Source organism: Compostibacillus humi (genome assembly GCF_014637175.1).
Taxonomy (GTDB): Bacteria; Bacillota; Bacilli; order Bacillales; family Amphibacillaceae; genus Oceanobacillus; species Oceanobacillus humi.
Genome location: NZ_BMEV01000012.1, coordinates 20,245 through 42,234, shown reverse-complemented (window position 1 = coordinate 42,234; position 21,990 = coordinate 20,245). Strand labels below are relative to the sequence as shown.

Sequence of the window (21,990 nt, the reverse complement as noted above, 5' to 3'; positions counted from 1 at the left end):
TAATATTTTGTGACTTTTTTCCTGGGTTTGTCTCTCATGAAGCCCTTGTAAAGGAATTGCCCCTTACCGGTAAAATTTTTTCACTTCCTCAATTGGATGCATTTTCGGGACTTGACCTTCGAAAGTAGCTACGTATCGAAAGCCAATCGAACTTAGAAGTTCCAGCGTATCCCGAAAACGAGATGCCAAAGTCGTTTCTGTGTGAGAGTCGGATCCTAACGTAATCATCTCTCCGCCACAGTCTTTATACAATTTGAGTATATCTGCACTTGGCATTCCGCTTTCAAGTCCATAACGGTAACCAGAAGTATTCACTTCAATCCCTTTTCCATCCTGAATTACGACATTAAAAATATCAGCAATGATATCAAAAAAGTTATCCTCCGCTTTCTCTTCCGTATACCGTTTCACTAAATCTAAATGGCCTAAAACACTATAATTCTTGTATTCTTTAATGCAATGGAACAATTCTTCATAGTAAATCCGATATGCTTCCTCTACGCTCTTCCCGGCAAAAAACGCCCCGGAATGCAAATCTTTTCCGCTCGTTGCGTGCATGGAACAGATGATAAAATCAAAGTATTCCGTTTTTGTTAACGATTCATATTTTCCTAGAAGGTGTGGCTGAAGACCAATTTCCACGCCCTTTTTAATCTGAATCTTCCCCCGGTACTTCTCTTGCAGTTCTTTTATCTTTTTGTCGTATTCCTGAAGGTCAAATTCAAATATCCAATCTTTATCCGGATAATCATAATCAATATGCTCCGTAAAACAAATTTCGGTTAAATTCATTTCTATCGCTTTTTGTATCGTCGTTTCCATTCGAGTGCTGCAGTCTGCAGAAAAGTCGCTATGAATATGGTAATCAAACATCTATTAATCTCTCCTCAATTATTGACTTTTTTTCCATCCATCTATATAATACATTATAACTTTATTTTGTTAAAGTGATAAAGTATTAAAGTTAAATATTTTAATTGAATGATAACAAAGGAGTTTAACCGATGCTAAATCCTTACAATAATCCTAATATAGAAGAGTTTGAAATAAAAGAGAATTTAATGTCCGTCATAAAAAAGCGTTTTTCCACCTACGGCTACCAGCAGATAAGAACACCCGCCTTTGAATCTTATGATATGTATTCCAACATTACGGGTACAGTGAGCAAAGGAGAAATGATTAAAGTTATTGACCCGTCCGGTGACGTCCTCGTCCTCCGACCAGACGTTACTATTCCATTGACGAAAATGATCAGCAAATCGTTATTACGGGAACAGCGGTTATTCTACATCCAAGATGTATATCGGCAAAATAGCCAACGGGAAATTACAGAAAGCACCCAGGCAGGCGTGGAATGTTTCGGAGAAAATTCTCCTTTCATTGATGCGGAAGTCATCATTCTTGCGATTCATACGCTAAGAGATTTAGGCTTGAAAAATTTTAAAATTGAAGTTGGCCATGCAGGTTTTTTTAAGGAAATCATTGAACAAATTCAAGTAACCGGCCAGCAGCTTGAGCAGATTAAAGCCCTTATCCAATCTAAAAATGTCATTGAAATGGAACCTTATTTGTCGTCACTTACGATTAGTACGGAGGCAAAAGAAGCCATTCGGCAAATTCCTGTCATGTATGGGGATCCGGAAACAGTTATTCAGCAGGCTAAAGAACTGACTTTAAATGAAAATATGGAAAATATTTTGCAGAGATTAATGGAAATTAATGAACTGATAAAAGATTATAACGCCAGTGACTATATTCTCTTTAATCTTGGCCTGATAAATCATATGAATTATTACTCCGGTGTTATTTTCCAAGGGTTTGTAGGAAATGTCGGCATGCCGGTACTGATGGGCGGCCGGTACGATCACCTCGGAGAACAGTTTTCTAATTCTGTGCCTGCCATCGGCTTTGCCTTTGATGTTGATTTGCTTCTGCAGGCACGTAAACAGCAAGGCCTAAATATTTCCGTTGATTCTGCCGCCGATATTTGCATATTTTACGATCAAAACAGGCAAAAAGAAGCCCTGTCCATGTCCTATGAGCTGCGAAATTATGGTTACAAAGTAATCACAAATATCACCGGGCTCCCTGCCAAAAAGCATGTATATTTTTCAGGAGATCGATCGCCTTATCTCGGCGGGAATGAAAAACAGCCTTTCACAACGATGGAAGAATTGCTGCAATTATTGAAACAAAATGAGGGGGAACAAAATTAAATTGGAACGGATTACGATTGCCTTGGCGAAAGGCAGACCAGCAAAAAGTACAATTGAATTGCTTAAAAAAACAGGGAGTCGGTTTCAGGATTTGCATGAAGATTCCCGGAAGCTCCTATTCTACAATGAAGACAATACGATGAAGCTTATCTTCGTCAAAGCATTAGACGTCCCCACCTATGTGGAAAAGGGAGCTGCGGATATTGGCATTGTCGGGAAAGACAATATTATGGAATCCGAAGCGGATGTTTATGAATTGCTTGATTTACAAATAGGAAAATGTATGTTTGCTGTCGCAGGCAAACCAAATCATACGGTGCCGTCCGGCAAACCGTTGACGATTGCAACGAAGTACCCAAATGTTGCCAGAAGACATTTCCAGAAAAAAGGACAGGAAATTGAAGTGGTCAAATTAAATGGTTCTGTGGAACTCGCACCAATTATAGGACTTGCCGATTATATTGTGGACATCGTTGAAACGGGGAATACGTTACGGGAGAACGGTTTAGTAGTCCACGAAGAAATGGACGCCATCAGCACCCGGCTAATTGTCAATAAAGCGAGCTTTGCTACAAAATCGAAAGAAGTACAGCAATTCATTCAGCAATTGCGTACCGCAATGGAGGGTTGATGAATGAGAATAGTAACCGCAGATGCATATCTGAAAGAAGAAAAGGCAACAACATCCACAGAAATGACGGAAGCTATCGACGAGGTCGTGCTTAATATTATTCGAAAAGTCCGAGCCGATAAAGATAAGGCGTTATACGACTTCACGGAAAAATATGACGGAGTTAAACTCGAAGAGCTTCTCGTTACGGAAGAGGAAAAGAAGAACGCGAAAAAGCTTGTTGATCCTCTGTTTTTTGAAGCGTTAGTGCGGGCAAAAGAAAACATAGAAGCGTTTCACCGGGAACAGAAAGAAAAATCATGGTTTGTTGAAAAAGAAAACGGCATTATGCTAGGACAAAAAATTACTCCGCTGGAAAAAGTAGGAGTGTACATTCCTGGAGGAAAAGCCGCCTATCCCTCCACCGTGCTGATGAATGTCATCCCCGCTAAAATTGCCGGGGTTCCAAATGTGGTCATGACAACCCCGCTTCAGCCTGACGGAACAGTAAACCCATATGTGCTTGCTGCAGCCGATTTAGTCGGGGTGGATACAATTTATAAAATTGGCGGTGTACAGGCAATCGCTGCCCTTGCTTACGGGACGGAAACAGTGGAACGGGTAGATAAAATCGTCGGGCCAGGCAATGCTTATGTTGCCCGTGCCAAAAAATGGGTATACGGCGATGTCGGGATTGATATGATTGCCGGTCCAAGTGAAATTTGTGTTGTTGCAGATGATTCTGCCCCGGTGCCTTATGTAGCTGCCGATCTGCTCTCCCAAGCTGAACATGACGAATCTGCACGAGCCATTTGTATTACTACATCGGCGGAAAAGGCAAAAGAAATAAAGGCGGAAGCAGAAAAACAGGCTATTTCTTTAGAACGCCACCCGATCGTTAAACAGTCGCTGCAAAATAACGGAATGATTATTATCGCCAGGAACATGGAAGAAGCCATGGAAATCGTTAATAATATTGCCCCGGAGCATTTGGAGTTAATGGTGAAAAATCCGGAAAGATGGATGCATTCCGTAAAAAACGCAGGAGCCATCTTTCTCGGAAACTTTTCACCGGAACCGCTCGGAGATTATTTTGCCGGTCCGAATCATACATTGCCTACAAATGGAACCGCCCGTTTTGCTTCCCCATTAGGGGTTTATGATTTTGTAAAACGGTCGAGCATTATTCGATACTCGGAAAAAGCACTCCTTCAACATGCCGAAAAAATCGAAAAACTGGCTTTTGCTGAAGGCTTAACCGCCCACGGAAAGGCAATTGCCATCAGAAAGGATGATACTGATGCGCCAGGCAAAAATTAGCCGGAATACAAAAGAAACGGAAATTGAATTGGAATTAAACATTGACGGAACGGGAAAAGCTTCCATTGACACAGGCATCGGCTTTTTCGACCACATGCTTACCTTGCTTGCGAAACACGGACTTTTTGATCTTACTGTAAAATGCCGCGGGGATTTAGAAGTTGACCAGCACCATTCGGTGGAAGATGTCGGCATTGCTCTTGGTCAGGCCTTTCATCAGGCAATCGGCAATAAAGAAGGAATTAACCGCTATGCATCTGTGACGATTCCGATGGACGAATCCCTTTCTACCGTTACCGTCGACATTAGCGGCCGGCCATATCTCGTCTATCGTGTCGAAGGACTGAAGGACAAGGTAGGAAATTTTGATACCGAGTTAGTGGAAGAATTTTTTCAAGGCTTTACAAATAACGCCAAGATAAATCTTCATATTCAATTAGCTTACGGCAGAAATACACATCACTGTATTGAATCTATTTTCAAAGGATTCGGAAGGGCACTGGACCAGGCTAGTTTATTAAATCCGAGGATTCAAGGGGTTCCTTCGACAAAAGGACTTTTATAAGTACAAGGAGGAACGAAGATGATTGCCATAATCGATTACGGTGCCGGAAATACGAAAAGTTTACAAATTGCTCTTGATAAATTAAACATGCCTTCCATCCTTACGGCAGATCCAATACAGCTGAAAGAAGCTGATGCTATTATTTTGCCGGGAGTTGGCGCTTTTAAAGATGCAATGGACATACTGAAACAATCGGATTTAGCAGCCGCAATCAATGAAGCAGCTGCCGGCGGCAAGCCAATATTAGGAATTTGTCTCGGCATGCAATTATTTTATGAAAAAAGCTTCGAAAACGGTGAATGGGAAGGCTTAGGCTTGCTGAAAGGGACAGTCTCCCGGATTCCAAATACGGTGAAAGTGCCCCACATGGGATGGAACACCTTAATAAAACATCTTGACAGACCGATTTGCAAAGGAGTGGACAGCAACGCTTATGTCTACTTTGTCCATTCCTATTTTCTTAGTTCATCATATGACAAAAATACGGTTGTTGCCAGCAGCCATTACGGCGAGCCGATTCCTGCAATCGTACAGAGAGAAAACATCATCGGCATGCAGTTCCATCCGGAAAAAAGCGGTGTGACAGGTATGCAATTACTCAAAAATTTCAGGGAGATGATTGAATGATAATATTTCCAGCAATCGATATTCTTCGGGGCAAATGTGTCCGTTTAACCCAGGGAGATTATAACAAAGAAACGGTTTATGACAATTCCCCGCTCGAAGTTGCCAAAACGTGGGAGAAAAAAGGAGCTTCCTGGATTCACGTCGTCGACCTGGATGGGGCAAAAACAGGGGAAAACGTGAACAGACAGACCATTAAGGAAATTGCAAAACAAGTAAATATCCCGATACAAACCGGCGGCGGCATCCGTTCCCTAGCCGTCGTTGAAGAGTATTTACGTGCCGGCGTGGAAAGAGTAATTCTCGGCACGGCAGCAATTAAAAGTCGTTCCTTTCTCCAAGAGGCAGTAGGAAAATTTGGTTCCCGTATTGCTGTATCCATTGATGCAAGGAATGGCTATGTTGCCACGGACGGCTGGACGGAAGACAGCGGCCTAAAAGCGATTGACCTGGTGAAACAGTTGGCGGCCATTGGCGTTGATACGATCGTTTATACTGATATTATGAAAGACGGCATGCTAAGCGGCCCCAATTTTGCTGAATTAGAGACAGTGAACAAAGCAACCGCAATGAAGGTAATCGCTTCAGGGGGCGTATCTGCAAAAAATGATGTGGAAAAATTAACGGCTATGGGAATATACGGTGCGATTATCGGAAAAGCATTGTATGACGGAAGACTTGAATTGGAAGAAGTATTGGAGGCAGAAAAAAATGCTCGCTAAACGAATAATTCCTTGTCTCGATGTGGATAAAGGCCGGGTTGTAAAAGGGAGAAAGTTTCAAAATATCCAAGATGTTGCCGACCCGGTGGAATTAGCCAAACAATATAATGAAGCCGGTGCAGATGAACTTGTACTTTATGATATTACCGCATCCAATGAAGAAAGAGATATTTTTCTTGATGTCGTTGAAAAAGTTGCAAAGGAAATTTCCATACCATTTACCGTCGGAGGCGGAATTCGGACCGTTGATGACATCCAGCGCGTCCTTCGTTCCGGAGCCGATAAAGTATCCATTAATAGCGCTGCTGTCACAAACCCGGATCTTATTGAAGCAGGCGCAAATAAATTTGGCAGCCAATGTATCGTCCTTTCTATCGATGCAAAGGAAACATCCCCTGGCAAATGGGAAGTTTTTATCCAAGGCGGACGAAAAAATACCGAAATTGATGCGGTAGAATGGGCGAAACGAGGAGAGCAGTCCGGTGCAGGAGAAATTGTCATCAATGCCATCGATACGGACGGGGAGAAAAACGGCTATCACCTTGCTTTAACGAAGGAAATTGCCGGTGCAGTTAATATTCCGGTTGTTGCTAGCGGCGGTGCCGGCAAACAAGAGCATTTTTTAGAAGTATTAACCGAAGGCAGTGCTGATGCAGCTTTGGCTGCCTCCGTCTTCCATTATGGAGAGATCTCCATTCCTAATTTAAAGACATACTTAAAGCAGCATGACATACCTGTAAGGGGGAGCTATTAATGGACATCAGTATCACTGAATTGCAATTTGACGAACACGGTTTGATTCCTGCCATCGTCCAAGATATCCGTACCGGCAAGGTTTTAACATTAGCTTACATGAATAAAGAATCATTGCAAAAAACGATAGAAACAAAGGAAACTTGGTTTTTCTCGCGAAAGAGAAAAAAGCTGTGGAATAAAGGAGAAACTTCCGGAAATAAACAAAAGGTGCGGAAAATTGCCTATGACTGTGACGGGGATGCTTTGCTCGTTTACGTATCCCCCCTCGGCCCGGCTTGCCATACCGGTGAAGAAACGTGCTTTTATCAAAGTTTGTATGCGGAAGAAGAACCGGTTCACGATATCATCTATCAGGTTGTCGATATTATTAAAAACCGCCGTCAGCATCCGACAGAAGGATCCTATACTGCCTATCTTTTTGAAAAAGGCGTCGATAAGATCCTTAAAAAGGTAGGAGAGGAAACGAGCGAAGTAATTATTGGAGCAAAAAATGCGGATAAACAGGAGCTGACCAGCGAAATTGCCGACCTCACCTACCACGTTCTTGTTTTAATGGAACATGCGGGTGTCACATTGGATGATATTAAAGCCGAATTAAAGAGACGGCATATGGAAAAGGAAGGACAAGAAAAAGATGCATAATAAAATGGGCTAGGACAGCTTGTGTCCTAGCCCTCTTTGATCAAACGATTGTTTTATTTACATTCTTATTTTAATTCGGCTAATACTTCCTCGATTTTTGCAAGTTCTGACTGTAATCCACCGCCGCTTAAGTACCAAAGAGGACCATCTAAATAAACGATCCGATTTTCTTTGTATGCTGTCGTTTGTTTAATAATGTCATTTTCAATATCTTCTTTGATATTGGAATTGCCGGAAACTGCAGCAGTACGGTCAATGACAAATAACACTTGCGGATCAAAATCTAAGATCGCCTCGTAACCGAAGTTAGAACCATGTGAGGAAGCGTTAATATCCTCGGTTACCGGTTTGAATCCGTAATTTTCATAAACATATCCGAATCGGGAGTTGGTGGAAAACCCGGATAATTCGCCTTCATTATACATGGTGACTAAACTTGTATCATAGTTTTCCGCTAAAGCATTAATTTCTTCCAGAGCAGAATCAATTTTCGCAAGGTATTCTTCTGCTTCTGCTTTCTTATCAAACAGCTTAGCTGCAATATCTACGGAAGCAAGAAACGTATTCCAATAGTCATCATCAACTGTTCCTACGAAGACGACATTTGGGGTAATTTCCTTTAATTGTTCGTAAAACGTTGCTTGACGACCAGAAATAAAAATTACGTCCGGCTCAAGGGCAGCAATATCTTCAAGCAACGGCTCTTTTAAAGTTCCGATATTTCCATATTCATCAGCTGAATATTTCTCTAAATGTGCCGGCAAAGAAGAATCCTTCGCCACACCAACAATCCCCTCTACTCCAAGGGCATCTAATGTATCTAAAAAGCCATAATCAAATACAACAATTCTCTCAGGCACAGATTCAAAGGTAACTTCTTCAAACGTATATGTCTCGCTGCCATCTCTATTTTGGCTGGAAGTAACCGTTGGAGAAATGGTCATCGGAAAGCCGGAATCACTGTCAGCTGATTCTTCAGCTGTTGTCCCTTCTTCATTGGCTTGATCCTCCGCTGGTTCATCAGATCCGCCGCAGGCAGCAAGAATAATACCTAGCAACGCAAAAATAAGAATTAATAATTTCTTATTTTTCATTATGTATTCTCCCCTTCATATTTAAATGAATTGATAATGATAATCATTATCAATTATAGGCATCTTCATTATATGACGGCACAGCGATGTCGTCAATATTAATTTTGCACAAAAATAAAGAAAATTTTCCTTCTAAGATTCCTTTCATATTTGGTTTGATATCCCATTAGTAAAACCTCCTGTTATGAACGTTTCGTTTTATCTTCATTAACAGGAGGATTGGCTAAGGCTATTTCATTGGCATTTGGTGTTGGATGCTCTGGCTCTTCTTATTATTAAGCATGGGAATTAAAATATACACAAATCCGGCAGCCATTCTGTTCTTGGACCGGGATATGCATATCATATATTTCACGGAGTGATTCAGAGTTAATAATTTCTTTCGTAGGTCCGTTCTTCACTAATTTTCCATTTTTCAAAGCAATAATGCGATCGGAGTATACCGACGCAAAATTAATATCGTGCAGTACAATAACAACGGTTTTGCCAAGTTCATCCACCAATTTGCGCAGAATTTTCATAATTTGTACTGAATGTTTCATATCCAGATTATTTAACGGCTCATCCAGCAATACATAATCCGTGTCTTGGGCAATAACCATGGCAATAAATGCCCGCTGCCTTTGACCGCCGGACAATTCATCAATAAACTGGTCTTGCAAATCATGTAAATTCATATAATCAATTGCCTGTTCTACATGCTTTTTGTCTTCCTCTGTCAAACGTCCCTTCGAATATGGATATCTGCCAAAAGAAATCAAGTCCCGAACGGTAATGCGGACATTTGTGTAGTTGGATTGTTTTAAGATGGATACCCGTTTGGCAAATTCCTCGGATTTCCATTTTTTTACTGTTCGTTGATCGAGCAATACTTCACCTGTATCCGCGTCTAATAAACGGCTCACCATGGATAACAATGTTGATTTTCCGGCTCCATTCGGACCAATAATCGATGTAATGGCTCTTGGCTGAATTTCTAATGAAACTTTATCTACAACGTTTTTCTTACCAAATCGTTTTGTCAGTTCCTTTATTTCAATCATCCAGCAGACCTACTTTCTTTAAGTAATAAGTAAATGAAGTAAATACCGCCTACAAAATTAATGATGACACTAATGGTCGTACGCAATTCAAAAATATGTTCGGCAAGAAACTGTCCGCCAACGAGCGCAATGACGCTTATCAGACTGGCACCCAAAATCAATGTTGAGTGTTTATGTGTGGCTAAATACTGATACGACAGATTGGCTACGATTAAGCCTAAAAATGTTATAGGGCCAACTAGAGCAGTGGATGTGGCAATGAGTACAGATGATAGGATTAAAATATTCATTACCATCCGATCATAGTTAATCCCAAGGTTAATTGCGTTTTCACGGCCCAGTGACATAACATCCAATTTGCTCATAATCTGAAAACCATAAATAAATGCGATTAGCAAAATACCCATGGCAATATATAAAAGCTCTGCTTTCACATTGGTAAAACTGGCAAATAATCGAGTTTGCAAGCTGAGATATTCCACCGGGTCAATTAATACTTGCAGGAACGTTACAAAACTGCCTAACAGTGTCCCTAAAATCATCCCAATCAGCAGCAATAAATAAATGGGATATTTATTGGTTCGGAATAAAAACCGGTATAATATTAGGGCGAATAAGACCATCGCAATGATTGCTGCCCCAAAATTTAAATATCGATTAACTACCCAAATCGACATGGATCCCGCAAAGAAATATATCAACGTTTGAACAACTTCATACATGGAGTCCATCCCCATTACGGAGGGGGTCAATATCCGATTGTGGGTAATTGTCTGAAACACAACAGTAGAATAGGAGATGGCAATTCCAGTTACAACCATCGCCGCAATTTTAATGACTCGTCTTGGAAATGCGTAATCAAAGCCGCCTTTTATATCATAAAATCCGTATAAGAGCATACAAATGATTGCCAGTACTGCCAGAAATATGATTTTCGTCTGATTACTTCGCATATGCTCTGCCCCTAAACAACATAGTGAGGAAAATTACACTTCCTATGACTGCTACGGTAATATTGACTGGTATCTCATACGGATGAATGATAATACGGCCCGCAATATCACAGATTAATAAAAATACAATTCCAAGAATCATCGTATGCGGTATTGTTTTACGCAAATTATCCCCCAAGTACAGAGAGACGATATTAGGTACAATCAGGCCTAAGAAAGGAATTACCCCGACGGTCAGGACGACCGATGTAGAAATAATGGCTACAAGGGTTAGCCCGAGATTCAGCACAAACCTGTAACTTAATCCTAAGTTTTTTGCAAAATCCTCCCCCATACCGGCAACCGTAAACTTATTCGCATAAAGATAAGCTAAAATAATGGCCGGAATACTGACGTACAGCAGTTCATAGCGGCCGGATATAACTAAAGTGAAGCTCCCCATTAACCATGAGGAAATATTTTGGAGTATATTTGCTTCGTATCCCAAAAAGGTAGTAATTGCAGACAAGATGTTTCCATACATAATCCCAATCAGCGGGACAAAAATAGCATCTTTAAATTTGATGCGATCCAAAATTTGCATAAAGACTAATGTCCCGATTAAGGTGAAGATAAAACAAAAAATAATTTGCTGTATATAGGTTGCGTTTGTAAAGAACAGCATCGACAATATAATTCCCAGTTTAGCCGCATCTAATGTTCCGGCTGTCGTCGGGGAAACAAATTTATTCCTGCTTAAACTTTGCATAATTAAACCAGCAATACTCATGCCTGCTCCTGCCATTATAATTGCCAATAATCGCGGCACTCTGCTGATTAAAAATATTTGTGTTTCATCGGAACCCCAATCAAGCAAGTCGCTCGGCCTAATGTCGATGGCTCCGACAAATAGCGAAATAAATGACAGGATAACACTTGCAATTATTAGCATCCACAGTCTCATATGTAAGCCTCTTAACTAATTATTTTAAACAAACGTTTGAACAAAGTGTGTATTGCCTAAATTATCGGGTTATAGAAATGTAAATAATAATAGTTATTATCTTTGAATAAGTCTAAATAAGAATGATATTCATTATCAATTAGTTGTCAATTAATAGTATAACAGAATTATAAGTTCCGTCAATATAAACTAAGATGAACAGCCTTTATTCCAAACAAAAAGCTGACACAAAATGTGCCAGCATTCCATCGACTTATTTTTCTTTTATTTCGCACCCTTCATCGGTACAGTAGGATGTTTCGGACTGTTTCGGATTTAAAGGCTGCAGTGCGGGTTTTTCCTTCTCTTCTTCCCACACTTTTTCCAGCGCCTGAACAAACACTTCTTCCGGCTGGGCTCCAGACACAGCATACTTTTCATTGAAAACGAAGAATGGAACTCCCCTTACTCCGATTTGCCGGGCAACATCAATATCTTCCCGGACCTCCCGCGTATATTTATTCGATTTCAGTACGTTCAGTACCTCCTCCCGGTCTAACCCGACCTCTTCCGCCAAGTCTGCCAGCGTTTCGTGGTCGCTGATTAATTTTGACTCGGTAAAGTAGGCAAAAAGGAACCGTTCTGTTATTTCCTTTCCTTTGCCGGCTGTTTCCGCATATTTCGCCACCCGATGGGCATCAAATGTATTGGCATATTGCATCGTATCGAAGCGGTACGTGAGTCCTACCTTTTTCGCTTGTTCACCAACTTGTTTATTCATTGCAATTACTTGATTTAACGGCATCCCTTTTAATTCAGAAAACGTTTCATAGAAACTTTTTCCTGGAATATGCCGGGCATTTGGATCCAGCTGAAAACTTTTATATTCGATCGTTACCGAATCACGATGAGGGAATTTTTCCAGCGCATGTTCCAAATGTCTTTTACCAATATAGCAAAATGGACAAACAAAGTCTGACCATACTTCAATTTTCAATTTCAGCACCTCCTCCAGTTTAAAAATGCACATAGATGCAAAGTCGAAAAGCAGCATCAACCGTTTGAAAAAGCTTTACACTATTTTATCACGGCTGTTTCTGTACATAAAGCAATAGATGTCATGGATTAGATTCCTGTTATTCCAGCAATGACTTCCCCATAACACTGACACGTTTTGTATTTTTTAATTCGGTTATATTTTTCGCACCAATACCAAACATTGTCATTTTCAATTCTAATTCAATTTGTTCCATCGTTTCTATGACCGCTTCTGCCGACTCGGTGGCAGCCTTTAGCAAATGACGGGCAAAACCGACCATATCTGCCCCAATTGTAATCGCCTTTGCTGCATCCATGCCATTTTTCATCCCCCCGCTGGCGACGAGCGGCACATTAGGGAGCTTGCTCCGTACCGATACAATACAATCCTTCGTCGGTATTCCCCAGCTGTTAAATGCCTCAGCTGCCCGCTTTTTTAACGGGTTGCGTGACCGCAGCTTTTCCACTTGACTCCAGGAAGTTCCTCCTGCACCGGCTACATCAATATATGCAATGCCAGCATTGTAAAGCTTCTCTGCCACCGTACCATCAATGCCAAAACCTACTTCCTTGACACCAACAGGAACTTCCAGCGTTTTGCACACTTTCTCGATTTTTGGTAGCAAATTCTCGAAATTTAAATCTCCTCCATCTTGTACCGCCTCCTGCAAGCTGTTCAAGTGGAGAACAATGGAGTCCGCATTCGTTTTATCAATAATTTGCTGACATTCTTCCGGACCATAGCCGTAGTTCAATTGGACCGCACCTAAATTCACAATTAATGGAGCTGTAGGGGCTTGCTCGCGAAGAAGAAATGACTCTTTATAAGCATCGCTTTCTAAAAAAGCTCTCGTCGAACCGATGGCAAGAGCCCAGCCTTTTTCCTCGGCAGCAACCGCTAAGTTTTGATTAATCGTGATTGCCAGATCCGTTCCTCCCGTCATTGAACTTACTAGAAATGGCGCTTTTAATTCCCGGCCTAAAAAGGAGATTCGGATATCGATATCGTGAAAGTTAATTTCCGGCAGTGCATTATGGATAAATTCAATTCCTTCTAACCCTGTCGTTTTATTAACCCCTTCCACTCTTCCTGTCAAACAGAGACGGATATGCTCCGTTTTTCGCTGATTAATTTCTTTTTTCATCTTGAATGCCTCCACGAATAAAATATATGTTTATAGTTTACCCATTTCTCACGCAATTTGAAAGTAAAGCCTTTTCAAAAGGACTTCTTATTGTATAATAATGGGTATACAGTCTCACAACAATTGCTTTACTAGTATTTATTCATTACTGTTTATAAAATATAATTAGAAATTGAGGAGAGATGCTTTTGAAAGAAAAGGCAAGAGCATTTTCAACAGAAGCCCACAAAGGCCAAATTCGCAAAATCTCCAATGAACCTTATATCAATCATCCGATTCAAGTTGCACAATACTTGGAACGAGCAGGTTTTTCCGAAGAATTAATATGTGCCGGTTATTTGCATGACATCGTTGAGGATACTCCTTATAATATAGAAGATATTGAAAAATTATTTGGTCCGACGGTAGCCAATCTCGTTTCGGCACATACGGAAGACAAAGGAAAAAGCTGGAAAGAACGAAAGCAGCATACAATTCAAACGGTAAACAATAGCAGCAAAGAAATAAAATATTTAATCGTCGCAGATAAACTCGATAATTTGCTCGGAATAGAAAAAGGACTGCAGCAATATGGCGCTTCCATCTGGGAAAAGTTTAATGCAGGGTTTGAGCAGCAGAAGTGGTATAACGAATCGATTGCTGCCTCGATGTACCATGGCTTAAATGAGGAAGACATCCCTTTTTACTTTTACGAATACGAAGATGCTGTGAAAAGGGTGTTTTCGTCTTAATATTACATAACTAAAGGGCATATAAAACAAAAAAATTTATTCGTGATGCAGGCAAAGGAGAAGTTACAATGAAGATTAAAACACGGGGGAAAAACAATCTAAAGAAAAAAGGAACAAAATTTAAAAAAGGAACAAAATTTTCTTTTCAAAATTTAAAAATCGGCTATAAATTTGGAGCTGCTTTGCTTATTGTTAATATCCTGTTTGTCATTGCCACGCTAATTATTTTCTTCCAATTAAATATCGGAAAGAATGATATTGCCGAGATTCATAGTCAGAGTGAACGGGTCCGGAACATGTCCAGATTAGCTACCGCCATTCAAACCCGGGATATCGATATCGCTGATTATATTAATTCCGGGGATAAAGCGTTTGAAAAGAAATTTGAACAGCAGCAAGAAGAGATTGTTCAGCTGGTGGACAAGCTGCTTGCTGAAGCAAATACAGACAGAGAAAAGGAATTATTAGAAGATATCCGTTCCATGACAAGCATTATTCATTCCAGTTTTATCAAAAAAATTATCCAACATGTCAATAATGAAGATACTTTGCTGGCAAACGTAAGCAGAAAGTCATCCACTATTGTACGTACAGATATTATTGAAAACGTCAGGGAATTGATGGATATCGTCAGTGAAGAAGAAGCAGCATTAATTAATTCGACAACTGAAAGAATGAACGGAATTTCTTTATTGCTGCTGACTGTCAATTTAGTGGCAATTGTCATCGGGTTATTGCTGATGTTCTTAATAAGCAGGAGAGTCTCCCGCAGTCTGCACCAATTAGTTGAAGTGACGAAGGATGTCGCCGCCGGGAAATTAAACGTCCCTGCAATTCAGTATCAAGGCAAAGATGAGGTTGGCCAGCTATCCACCGCAATTAATCAAATGAAAGATAATATCCATCAAATTTTATCAAAAGTTATTGATGCAAGTAACTCCCTCGCCCAAAAGAGCGAAGAGTTAACGATTGCATCATCGGAAGTAAAAGAGGGCAATGAACAAATTGCCAATACGATGCAAGAGCTGGCAGCCGGTTCAGAAACGCAGGCAAACGGCGCATCTGAATTGTCGGAAAAAATGGGTGAATTTGTCCAAATGGTGCAGGAGTCGGAAAACAGCGGGCAAATCATCGAGAATAATTCGCGGCATGTACTCACGTTGACCGACGACGGAAAAGTATTAATGGAAAAATCTGTGAAGCAGATGAAACAAATCGATTCCATTGTCTCCCAATCGGTGGACAACGTGAAACAGTTAGACAGGCAGTCCTTAGAAATACAAAAATTAGTTTTAGTCATTAAAGACATTGCCGAACAAACAAATTTATTGTCTTTAAATGCAGCTATAGAAGCAGCAAGAGCCGGAGAACACGGCAAAGGGTTTGCAGTAGTGGCGGAGGAAGTAAGAAAACTGTCGGATCAAGTTTCTTCTTCAGTAGAAGAAATTACATCGATTGTAACTGCCATTAATACTCAGATTAATCATGTTGTAGATTCCTTAGGAACTGGCTATAAAGAAGTAGAAGAAGGCACACGGCAAATAGAAGAAACCGGCCAGAAGTTTACGACGATTCAGCAGGCTGTTTCTGAAATGGCAGAAAAAATTGCTGCCATCTCGGAAAACTTGCAAGAGATTAATGAAAACAGCAATTCGATGAACACAACCATTGAAGGAATTGCATCTATTTCGGAAGAATCCGCAGCAGGTGTCGAACAAGCATCGGCATCCGCACAGCAAACCGCCGGTTCCATGGATGAAGTTGCAAATCACGCAAAAGATTTAGCTGCCTTGGCGGAACAGCTAAAAGCAGAATTAAAAGTATTCAAGCTTTAAATTAATATAAAATATCCCAGCCTTCTTAGGCTTGGGATATTTTTCATTCGGCAACGGTACATTATTCTTCCCCTGTTGCAACTTCGTTTTCCTCGTAAGAAATCCAATCGCTAAAGCTTCCGGGATATAGTTTCACCTTTTCATAGCCCGCCAGTTTTAGCGCTATGAAATTGGGACAGGCAGATACGCCGGAACCGCAAGATACAATAATTTCCTCTCCTTTTGGCAAGGTTTGAAAATGCTTTTCCAGTTCCGAGGGATCCTTCCATTTTCCCCCTTCGGTAAAGACGTCTTTCCAAAAATAATGTTTTGCTCCCGGAATATGGCCTGCTTTTTCGTATAGCGGCTCTTCCAGTCCTAAGTACCGTTCTTTCGACCGGGAATCTATTAAAATTGCCCTTTTATTCCGGATCTTTTCCTTTACCTCTTCCATCGTTGCAACCAGCTCCGGTCGGACAGAAGCATTGTATTGCTTTTGCGGATAATGCGGCACTTGTTCTGTTGTTTCGTAGCCTAGCTCTTTCCAGCGTGAAAATCCGCCTTCTAAAATATACATTTCTTCATGTCCCATATAATATAAAAGCCACCAGCATCGGGAGGCGTACATGTCATTCTCTTGGTCGTAAATGATTACCTTCGTCTCCCGGTCAATCCCCAGATCTCCTAATCTCTTGGCAAATCGTCCTTCGTCCGGAAGAGGATGATTCCCCCCGTGTTTCACAGGTTTACTCGATAAATCCTTATTTAAATCTAAATATACCGCTCCCGGAAGATGTTCTTCCTTATACCACCTTCTCCCCGCTTCCGGTTCCTGCAAATCAAAGCGGACATCAATAATTACGACATTTGTTCCTTGTTCTAACTCATTTTTAAGCTCTTCTGCCGTTACCGTAAACGCCATGTATATCCCCTCCTCTTTCATTATTATATGAATTCGCTCTTCCCGCTCCGATTCCTGCTAATCATTCAAAAGGAAATGAACGATGTGGTAGAATAATTAAAAGCACTTTCAACATAGCGATAAGGAGGTTTTTTCTATGAAAGATGAATTGATCCAGCGGCTTACAACATATGCAAAAATTGACACCCAATCCAACGAAGCGTCGGAAACGACCCCCTCAACGCCGGGACAGTGGGATTTAGCAAATCTCTTAGTCGAGGAGTTAAAAAGCATCGGGATGGAAGAAGTGGAAGTAGATGAAAACTGTTATGTCATGGCAACCCTCCCTGCCAACACGGATAAAGAAGTGCCAACGATTGGCTTCCTTGCCCATTTAGATACGGCTACAGATTTTACCGGTAAAAATGTGAACCCGCAAATCGTAGAAAATTACGATGGAGAAGATATCATTCTTAACAAAGACTTAAATGTCGTGTTATCTCCAAACGAATTTCCGGAACTTGCGAAATATAAAGGACATACATTAATTACGACGGACGGGACAACTTTGCTTGGTGCCGATAATAAAGCCGGAATTGCTGAGATTATGACAGCAATGCATTATCTGATTCAGCATCCGGAAATAAAACATGGAAAAATCCGTGTAGCATTCACCCCCGATGAGGAAATTGGCCGCGGCCCGCATAAATTTGATGTAAAGAAGTTTCAAGCTGATTTTGCCTATACGGTAGACGGCGGCCCCCTCGGTGAATTGCAGTATGAAAGTTTTAACGCTGCCCAGGCGAAGGTAACTTTTAACGGAAACAGCGTCCATCCGGGTACAGCAAAAAATAAAATGGTGAACGCCGGGAAAATCGCAGCGGAGTTTGTGCAAAAATTCCCAGCTGCTGAGGCTCCAGAACATACCGAAGGATACGAAGGGTTTTATCATTTAATTTCCATCCATGGAGACGTTGAAAAAACCGAGGTCCATTATATTATCCGCGACCACGACCGGGATAAGTTTGAAGAACGAAAACGAACAGCAGAACGATTTGTTGCCGAAATAAACGAAAAATATGGCGAAGGTACAGCGGTACTCCAGCTAAAAGACCAATATTACAACATGCGGGAAAAGATTGAGCCAGTAAAAGAAATTGTTGAGATTGCCAGCCAGGCAATGGAAAACTTAGGCATCACACCCGTTATTGAACCAATTCGCGGCGGAACCGACGGATCCCAGCTTTCTTTCATGGGACTGCCAACTCCTAATATTTTCACTGGCGGAGAAAACTTCCACGGGAAATATGAATATATTTCGGTAAATAATATGGAAAAAGCGACAAAGGTTATTGTAGAAATATGCAAATTATTTGCAGCGAAATAAATATCGTAACGCGAACAAGTGGAGATAACGTATACATTCTCCACTTGTTTCTATAAATCTTTAAAGAGCAGGAGCAACGGAAATAAGCCGAAGGATTTCCCGCCATTTTCCTATTGCCAAGCATTTTATCTATGTGAGAGAATAAAATCTGTGAAGATTATCCCTTGCATATAAAGGAGTTTATCCATGGTCCATTTTAAAAAAAACATCATCTTTGTGTTGACAATTGTACTCTTGGCCATTTCCGGATGTTCTAATGATCATTCCGATTCTAATAATCAACAAGAAAATCCGACAACCAATCCTGCTCTGGAAGAAAATGAAAATACAGAAAAGGAAACGTTAGAGGAAGTGAAAGAATTAATTGTACCAGATCAAGAGCTGGAGAAAAAAAGCGAAGGCCGGGATGTTGAATTATTGCAAAAAGCTCTAATTCGTATCGGTTATCCTATTACCGTGAATGGCATCTATGATGAAGCGACAACTTGGGCTATTACCGATTTCCAGCTGCAGCATGATGAACTGCCAGCCCTCGGAGTATTTAACAAAGAAACAAAATCCGTATTAGAAAAATATATTGAAAACGAAGAAAGCATTCAAGCTGGAAAAGCTCTGCCGCCAGTAGATGAACCGGTATTTACGAACGAAGGGAAACATATTTTAGGCAACCCCTACGATCAATTGGCAATTATTAATAAGGAAAATACGTTGCCTTCTGACTATGAACCTGACGATTTAGTCGTCCCGGATGTCCGATTCCCGTTTACAGAAGATTTGCCGAAGAAAAAAATGCGGAAAGTCGCGGCGGACGCACTGGAAAAATTATTTGCAGCGGCAGATAAGGACGGTATCAAACTATATGCCCAATCCGGGTACCGTTCCTATGAAACCCAGGAAACCCTTTTTGCCAATTATGTTCAGCGGGATGGGGAAGAGGCAGCAAATAAATATAGCGCCAGGCCTGGTGAAAGTGAACACCAGTCCGGTTTGACGATGGACGTTACGAGTGAAGCGGTAAATTACGAGTTAACCGTTGAATTTGGTGAAACGAAGGAAGGCAAATGGCTGCAGGAACATGCTGCCGACTACGGCTTTATCATCCGCTATCCGAAAGGAAAAGAAGAAATTACCAAATATCAATATGAACCGTGGCATATCCGCTATGTCGGCAAAAAAGCTGCAAAAGCCATTATGGAAAACAATATCACTTTAGAAGAATATTTTTCTCAAGAACAATAATCGAGGGCTGCTACAAGCAGCCCTCGATCTGTTAAAATGGTTTTAAAATCATTAAAGTAATAATAACGACAAAAATCAAGTTTTCCACATGTTCCACTTGAAAAAGCCTTTTCGATAACCGGTAATATTCCTCCGGTATTTCTTCCCCTTCGTATGTCTTAAATAACTTTTTAATCGGTACGGAACGGGGCTTCAGCAGAAACGGCCCAAAGGATAGGGCAATTAAATATAATATGAGACTAGTAATATACCAGCCTTGGCTAAACCAATAAGGATTAAGGATACCCATAATTAATCCGGTTACTAATAGCAAAACCCCGCCGATCATCGTTAAAATATGCAAGGAATTCCTGATGGCAAAGGCGTGTTTTAATTCGGTCATATTTTTTGGCTTTGCGCTAGTAACGACAAAAGTCATCACTAATCCCGGGCCCATCCCTAAAATGGCAGAAAAAACATGGATAAATACGAGTAATTCATAAAAGGTCACGGTGCTCCCCTCCTATTCCCTTTTATTATACACAAACTTGAAATCCAAATTGTGACGGCACTCACATATACACTTATGAATGTTACAAATTCATAACATTCACTATTGTATTCTAATAAATAATGAAACTTTTTATCTTTTGCAATCGTATCAATGGCAAATAATTTAAGGGAGCGATAACATGAAACCAATTACAAAAAAGCGGGCCAAAGCTTACTTTATTGATGCAGCAATTTCAGCAGCCGTTACAATGGGTGTGGAACAGGTGCTTCGTAAAAAGGTGAAAAACGAGTTTGTTCATACGGTTATTAATCCGACGCTGATTATGTGGTCACTGGAATATTTCCAATTGCGAAAATCCGGGCAAACTTACGGCATGAAAAAAGCAGGGTTAGTTCTTAAAGATCAGCAAGGCAACGATTTAACTTGCAAGCAGCTAGTTAAACGGATGGCTTACCGTGATACTTTAAGCACGTTCAAATACATAGGAAACCGGGAAGCGTTTGAAGGGAAAGACGGCACCGTTTTCCCGCATGATGCATATGCTAATACGGTAATAAAGGAAATTTAAGAGAAAACATCCTTCGCCTAAATGGTGAAGGGTGTTTGTTTTCTGACCAATTCCTTGATAATATGGAGTCCATCGATTACTATGTATCATTGAAAACAATTATCAGATAACAGTGAGAGAGGTTATGGGAGTGGAACATACATACTTGGCAGAAATTATCCGCAATCGGCGGGCCGTTAAAAAGGGGTATATCGATAAAGAAGTTTCCGAAAAATTAGTCCGAGAACTGCTCGATACCGCGATTTGGGCTCCAAACCACGGGATGAGGCAGCCGTGGCGGTTTATCTTTATTAGCAAGAAAGCATTGCCAGATTTTGCGAAAAAGGTTGCCGCAGCTTATCCGGAAGAAATGCAAGCCAACCGGGAAGCATACTTAAATGAACCGCAAGCGATTCTCGTTGTCATTATGGAAAACTCAGATATGCCTAAAAAACAGGATGAAAATTTCGGGGCAACGGCGGCTATGATTCAAAACTTCTGGCTGCTTGCATGGGAACGGAATCTCGGCGTCGTCTGGAAGACGAACCCTCATATTTATTTTCCAAAGGTGAAAGAACTATTAGGGGTTCAGGAAAACGAAAAAATTGTCGGCTTCCTTCATCTTGGCTATTTTGAGGAACAGCCTGTCCGCAAGGAAAGAATCCCTGTATCAAAGAAGTTTATGACGTATGAACAGCTTCTTGGGAAAAAATAATTTTTGTAAATGCTATTGACATTTGAAAAAAACTGAATTATTATATGTTTTAATATTTAAAATAAACAGGCAATGATGAAGAAGAGTAGTCTATTTTGCCACAGAAGAGAGCTGGTGGGTGGTGCGAACCAGCGTGGTCCAAAATAGATGAATGGGCTTCTGAGCTCCAAACCGAACCATCATGGATGCAGTAGGCTTTGGCGGTTTACGTCTTTCCGTTACAAAAGACACATATTAAGCTTTACGCTTGATATGAAGAGTTGAGCTTTAATAGCTAATAAAGGTGGCACCGCGGTCCCTCGTCCTTTACGGATGGGGGGCCTTTTTGCATATAAAAATTAAATACATGGAAATCGATGAGTAAGAGGAGTAGGCAACCGAGAAGCATTACAGAGAGCCGGTGATGGTGGGATGCCGGCATGTGGACGGCTGCTGAATGGACTTACGAGAGGCTTCCTGAAGCTTTCAGTAGGGATGCCCGTTGTTCCGACGTTACACGGATAGGATATCGGA

At 40.9% G+C, this 21,990-nt stretch carries 23 protein-coding genes and 2 other annotated features (1 of these 25 only partly in view); of the genes, 14 read left to right on the top strand and 9 right to left on the bottom strand.

Annotation, left to right across the window (positions count from 1 at the left end; translation table 11 throughout):
- Positions 1–63 precede the first annotated feature (63 nt).
- Positions 64–873 (bottom strand): histidinol-phosphatase HisJ family protein, encoded by an 810-nt coding sequence (locus IEV18_RS04755; protein ID WP_188391236.1) that lies wholly within the window; start codon positions 871–873, stop codon positions 64–66.
- A gap of 131 nt (positions 874–1,004) precedes the next feature.
- Here IEV18_RS04755 and hisZ point away from each other — a divergent pair, with 131 nt between their 5' ends.
- Genes hisZ through hisIE form a run of 8 tightly spaced genes read left to right on the top strand, consistent with a single transcriptional unit; the run spans position 1,005 to position 7,455 of the window.
- A complete protein-coding gene (gene hisZ, locus IEV18_RS04750) occupies positions 1,005–2,216 on the top strand; it encodes an ATP phosphoribosyltransferase regulatory subunit (RefSeq protein WP_188391235.1) in 1,212 nt (403 codons plus the stop codon).
- Position 2,217: 1 nt separating this feature from the next.
- Entirely contained in the window at positions 2,218–2,847 is a 630-nt protein-coding gene (hisG, locus tag IEV18_RS04745; protein ID WP_188391234.1) for an ATP phosphoribosyltransferase, read from the top strand.
- Positions 2,848–2,850: 3 nt separating this feature from the next.
- Complete coding sequence (gene hisD / locus IEV18_RS04740) at positions 2,851–4,146, top strand: histidinol dehydrogenase (protein ID WP_188391233.1); 1,296 nt, start codon at positions 2,851–2,853, stop codon at positions 4,144–4,146.
- Entirely contained in the window at positions 4,127–4,711 is a 585-nt protein-coding gene (gene hisB, locus IEV18_RS04735; protein WP_188391232.1) for an imidazoleglycerol-phosphate dehydratase HisB, read from the top strand. Before hisD ends, hisB begins: the two co-directional genes overlap by 20 nt.
- 18 nt (positions 4,712–4,729) lie before the next feature.
- Positions 4,730–5,338, top strand: coding sequence for an imidazole glycerol phosphate synthase subunit HisH (hisH, locus tag IEV18_RS04730; RefSeq protein WP_188391231.1), 609 nt, complete (start codon positions 4,730–4,732; stop codon positions 5,336–5,338).
- Positions 5,335–6,057 carry a 1-(5-phosphoribosyl)-5-[(5-phosphoribosylamino)methylideneamino]imidazole-4-carboxamide isomerase gene (gene hisA, locus IEV18_RS04725; RefSeq protein ID WP_188391230.1) on the top strand — a complete coding sequence of 241 codons (723 nt, stop codon included), beginning with the start codon at positions 5,335–5,337 and terminating at the stop codon, positions 6,055–6,057. Before hisH ends, hisA begins: the two co-directional genes overlap by 4 nt.
- The gene (gene hisF, locus IEV18_RS04720; RefSeq protein WP_188391229.1) at positions 6,047–6,811 is read left to right on the top strand and encodes an imidazole glycerol phosphate synthase subunit HisF; all 765 of its coding nucleotides are present in this window, start codon (positions 6,047–6,049) and stop codon (positions 6,809–6,811) included. Before hisA ends, hisF begins: the two co-directional genes overlap by 11 nt.
- Positions 6,811–7,455 carry a bifunctional phosphoribosyl-AMP cyclohydrolase/phosphoribosyl-ATP diphosphatase HisIE gene (gene hisIE, locus IEV18_RS04715; protein WP_188391228.1) on the top strand — a complete coding sequence of 215 codons (645 nt, stop codon included), beginning with the start codon at positions 6,811–6,813 and terminating at the stop codon, positions 7,453–7,455. The genes hisF and hisIE overlap by 1 nt, the downstream gene beginning before the upstream one ends.
- A 65-nt stretch (positions 7,456–7,520) precedes the next feature.
- Here the strand turns inward: hisIE and IEV18_RS04710 are convergent, their stop codons facing one another.
- The 6 genes from IEV18_RS04710 to fni form a co-directional block, all read right to left on the bottom strand.
- Entirely contained in the window at positions 7,521–8,549 is a 1,029-nt protein-coding gene (locus tag IEV18_RS04710; protein ID WP_188391227.1) for a siderophore ABC transporter substrate-binding protein, read from the bottom strand.
- A 275-nt stretch (positions 8,550–8,824) separates the two neighbouring features.
- The gene (locus IEV18_RS04705) at positions 8,825–9,592 is read right to left on the bottom strand and encodes an iron ABC transporter ATP-binding protein (RefSeq protein WP_188391226.1); all 768 of its coding nucleotides are present in this window, start codon (positions 9,590–9,592) and stop codon (positions 8,825–8,827) included.
- Complete coding sequence (locus tag IEV18_RS04700) at positions 9,589–10,545, bottom strand: iron chelate uptake ABC transporter family permease subunit (RefSeq protein ID WP_188391225.1); 957 nt, start codon at positions 10,543–10,545, stop codon at positions 9,589–9,591. Before IEV18_RS04700 ends, IEV18_RS04705 begins: the two co-directional genes overlap by 4 nt.
- Entirely contained in the window at positions 10,535–11,488 is a 954-nt protein-coding gene (locus IEV18_RS04695; protein ID WP_188391224.1) for an ABC transporter permease, read from the bottom strand. The genes IEV18_RS04700 and IEV18_RS04695 overlap by 11 nt, the downstream gene beginning before the upstream one ends.
- 253 nt (positions 11,489–11,741) lie before the next feature.
- On the bottom strand, positions 11,742–12,464 hold the full coding sequence (locus IEV18_RS04690) for a DsbA family oxidoreductase (protein ID WP_188391223.1): 723 nt from the start codon (positions 12,462–12,464) through the stop codon (positions 11,742–11,744).
- A 139-nt stretch (positions 12,465–12,603) separates the two neighbouring features.
- Positions 12,604–13,650 carry a type 2 isopentenyl-diphosphate Delta-isomerase gene (gene fni, locus IEV18_RS04685; RefSeq protein WP_188391222.1) on the bottom strand — a complete coding sequence of 349 codons (1,047 nt, stop codon included), beginning with the start codon at positions 13,648–13,650 and terminating at the stop codon, positions 12,604–12,606.
- Between the two features lie 182 nt (positions 13,651–13,832).
- Here fni and IEV18_RS04680 point away from each other — a divergent pair, with 182 nt between their 5' ends.
- Entirely contained in the window at positions 13,833–14,381 is a 549-nt protein-coding gene (locus IEV18_RS04680) for an HD domain-containing protein (RefSeq protein ID WP_308421539.1), read from the top strand.
- Positions 14,382–14,449: 68 nt separating this feature from the next.
- A complete protein-coding gene (locus IEV18_RS04675) occupies positions 14,450–16,216 on the top strand; it encodes a methyl-accepting chemotaxis protein (RefSeq protein WP_229733550.1) in 1,767 nt (588 codons plus the stop codon).
- A gap of 61 nt (positions 16,217–16,277) precedes the next feature.
- Here the strand turns inward: IEV18_RS04675 and IEV18_RS04670 are convergent, their stop codons facing one another.
- Positions 16,278–17,117 carry a sulfurtransferase gene (locus IEV18_RS04670; protein ID WP_188391220.1) on the bottom strand — a complete coding sequence of 280 codons (840 nt, stop codon included), beginning with the start codon at positions 17,115–17,117 and terminating at the stop codon, positions 16,278–16,280.
- 136 nt (positions 17,118–17,253) lie between these two features.
- Between IEV18_RS04670 and pepT the strand changes: the two genes are divergently transcribed.
- Together pepT and IEV18_RS04660 are read left to right on the top strand one after the other, a co-directional pair.
- Positions 17,254–18,483, top strand: coding sequence for a peptidase T (gene pepT, locus IEV18_RS04665; protein ID WP_188391219.1), 1,230 nt, complete (start codon positions 17,254–17,256; stop codon positions 18,481–18,483).
- A 186-nt stretch (positions 18,484–18,669) separates the two neighbouring features.
- Positions 18,670–19,722, top strand: coding sequence for a D-alanyl-D-alanine carboxypeptidase family protein (locus IEV18_RS04660; RefSeq protein ID WP_188391218.1), 1,053 nt, complete (start codon positions 18,670–18,672; stop codon positions 19,720–19,722).
- A 31-nt stretch (positions 19,723–19,753) separates the two neighbouring features.
- On the opposite strand, the gene IEV18_RS04655 is transcribed toward IEV18_RS04660, so the two are convergent.
- Positions 19,754–20,212, bottom strand: coding sequence for a DUF2269 family protein (locus IEV18_RS04655; protein ID WP_188391217.1), 459 nt, complete (start codon positions 20,210–20,212; stop codon positions 19,754–19,756).
- Positions 20,213–20,393: 181 nt separating this feature from the next.
- Between IEV18_RS04655 and IEV18_RS04650 the strand changes: the two genes are divergently transcribed.
- Both IEV18_RS04650 and IEV18_RS04645 read left to right on the top strand, forming a co-directional pair.
- Complete coding sequence (locus IEV18_RS04650) at positions 20,394–20,783, top strand: RDD family protein (protein ID WP_188391216.1); 390 nt, start codon at positions 20,394–20,396, stop codon at positions 20,781–20,783.
- 130 nt (positions 20,784–20,913) lie between these two features.
- On the top strand, positions 20,914–21,477 hold the full coding sequence (locus IEV18_RS04645; protein ID WP_373281887.1) for a nitroreductase family protein: 564 nt from the start codon (positions 20,914–20,916) through the stop codon (positions 21,475–21,477).
- A 63-nt stretch (positions 21,478–21,540) separates the two neighbouring features.
- Positions 21,541–21,787: a binding site (T-box leader), on the top strand.
- Positions 21,788–21,824: 37 nt separating this feature from the next.
- Positions 21,825–21,990 (top strand) — a binding site (T-box leader); it runs 80 nt beyond the window's last position.

Coding starts and splice junctions, on each gene's coding strand:
- IEV18_RS04755 (WP_188391236.1), bottom strand. CDS start 873: ATGTTTGATTACCATATTCATAGCGACTTTTCTGCAGACTGCAGCACT.
- hisZ (WP_188391235.1), top strand. CDS start 1,005: ATGCTAAATCCTTACAATAATCCTAATATAGAAGAGTTTGAAATAAAA.
- hisD (WP_188391233.1), top strand. CDS start 2,851: ATGAGAATAGTAACCGCAGATGCATATCTGAAAGAAGAAAAGGCAACA.
- hisB (WP_188391232.1), top strand. CDS start 4,127: ATGCGCCAGGCAAAAATTAGCCGGAATACAAAAGAAACGGAAATTGAA.
- hisH (WP_188391231.1), top strand. CDS start 4,730: ATGATTGCCATAATCGATTACGGTGCCGGAAATACGAAAAGTTTACAA.
- hisA (WP_188391230.1), top strand. CDS start 5,335: ATGATAATATTTCCAGCAATCGATATTCTTCGGGGCAAATGTGTCCGT.
- hisF (WP_188391229.1), top strand. CDS start 6,047: ATGCTCGCTAAACGAATAATTCCTTGTCTCGATGTGGATAAAGGCCGG.
- hisIE (WP_188391228.1), top strand. CDS start 6,811: ATGGACATCAGTATCACTGAATTGCAATTTGACGAACACGGTTTGATT.
- IEV18_RS04710 (WP_188391227.1), bottom strand. CDS start 8,549: ATGAAAAATAAGAAATTATTAATTCTTATTTTTGCGTTGCTAGGTATT.
- IEV18_RS04705 (WP_188391226.1), bottom strand. CDS start 9,592: ATGATTGAAATAAAGGAACTGACAAAACGATTTGGTAAGAAAAACGTT.
- IEV18_RS04700 (WP_188391225.1), bottom strand. CDS start 10,545: ATGCGAAGTAATCAGACGAAAATCATATTTCTGGCAGTACTGGCAATC.
- IEV18_RS04695 (WP_188391224.1), bottom strand. CDS start 11,488: ATGAGACTGTGGATGCTAATAATTGCAAGTGTTATCCTGTCATTTATT.
- fni (WP_188391222.1), bottom strand. CDS start 13,650: ATGAAAAAAGAAATTAATCAGCGAAAAACGGAGCATATCCGTCTCTGT.
- IEV18_RS04680 (WP_308421539.1), top strand. CDS start 13,833: ATGCTTTTGAAAGAAAAGGCAAGAGCATTTTCAACAGAAGCCCACAAA.
- IEV18_RS04675 (WP_229733550.1), top strand. CDS start 14,450: ATGAAGATTAAAACACGGGGGAAAAACAATCTAAAGAAAAAAGGAACA.
- IEV18_RS04670 (WP_188391220.1), bottom strand. CDS start 17,117: ATGGCGTTTACGGTAACGGCAGAAGAGCTTAAAAATGAGTTAGAACAA.
- pepT (WP_188391219.1), top strand. CDS start 17,254: ATGAAAGATGAATTGATCCAGCGGCTTACAACATATGCAAAAATTGAC.
- IEV18_RS04660 (WP_188391218.1), top strand. CDS start 18,670: ATGGTCCATTTTAAAAAAAACATCATCTTTGTGTTGACAATTGTACTC.
- IEV18_RS04650 (WP_188391216.1), top strand. CDS start 20,394: ATGAAACCAATTACAAAAAAGCGGGCCAAAGCTTACTTTATTGATGCA.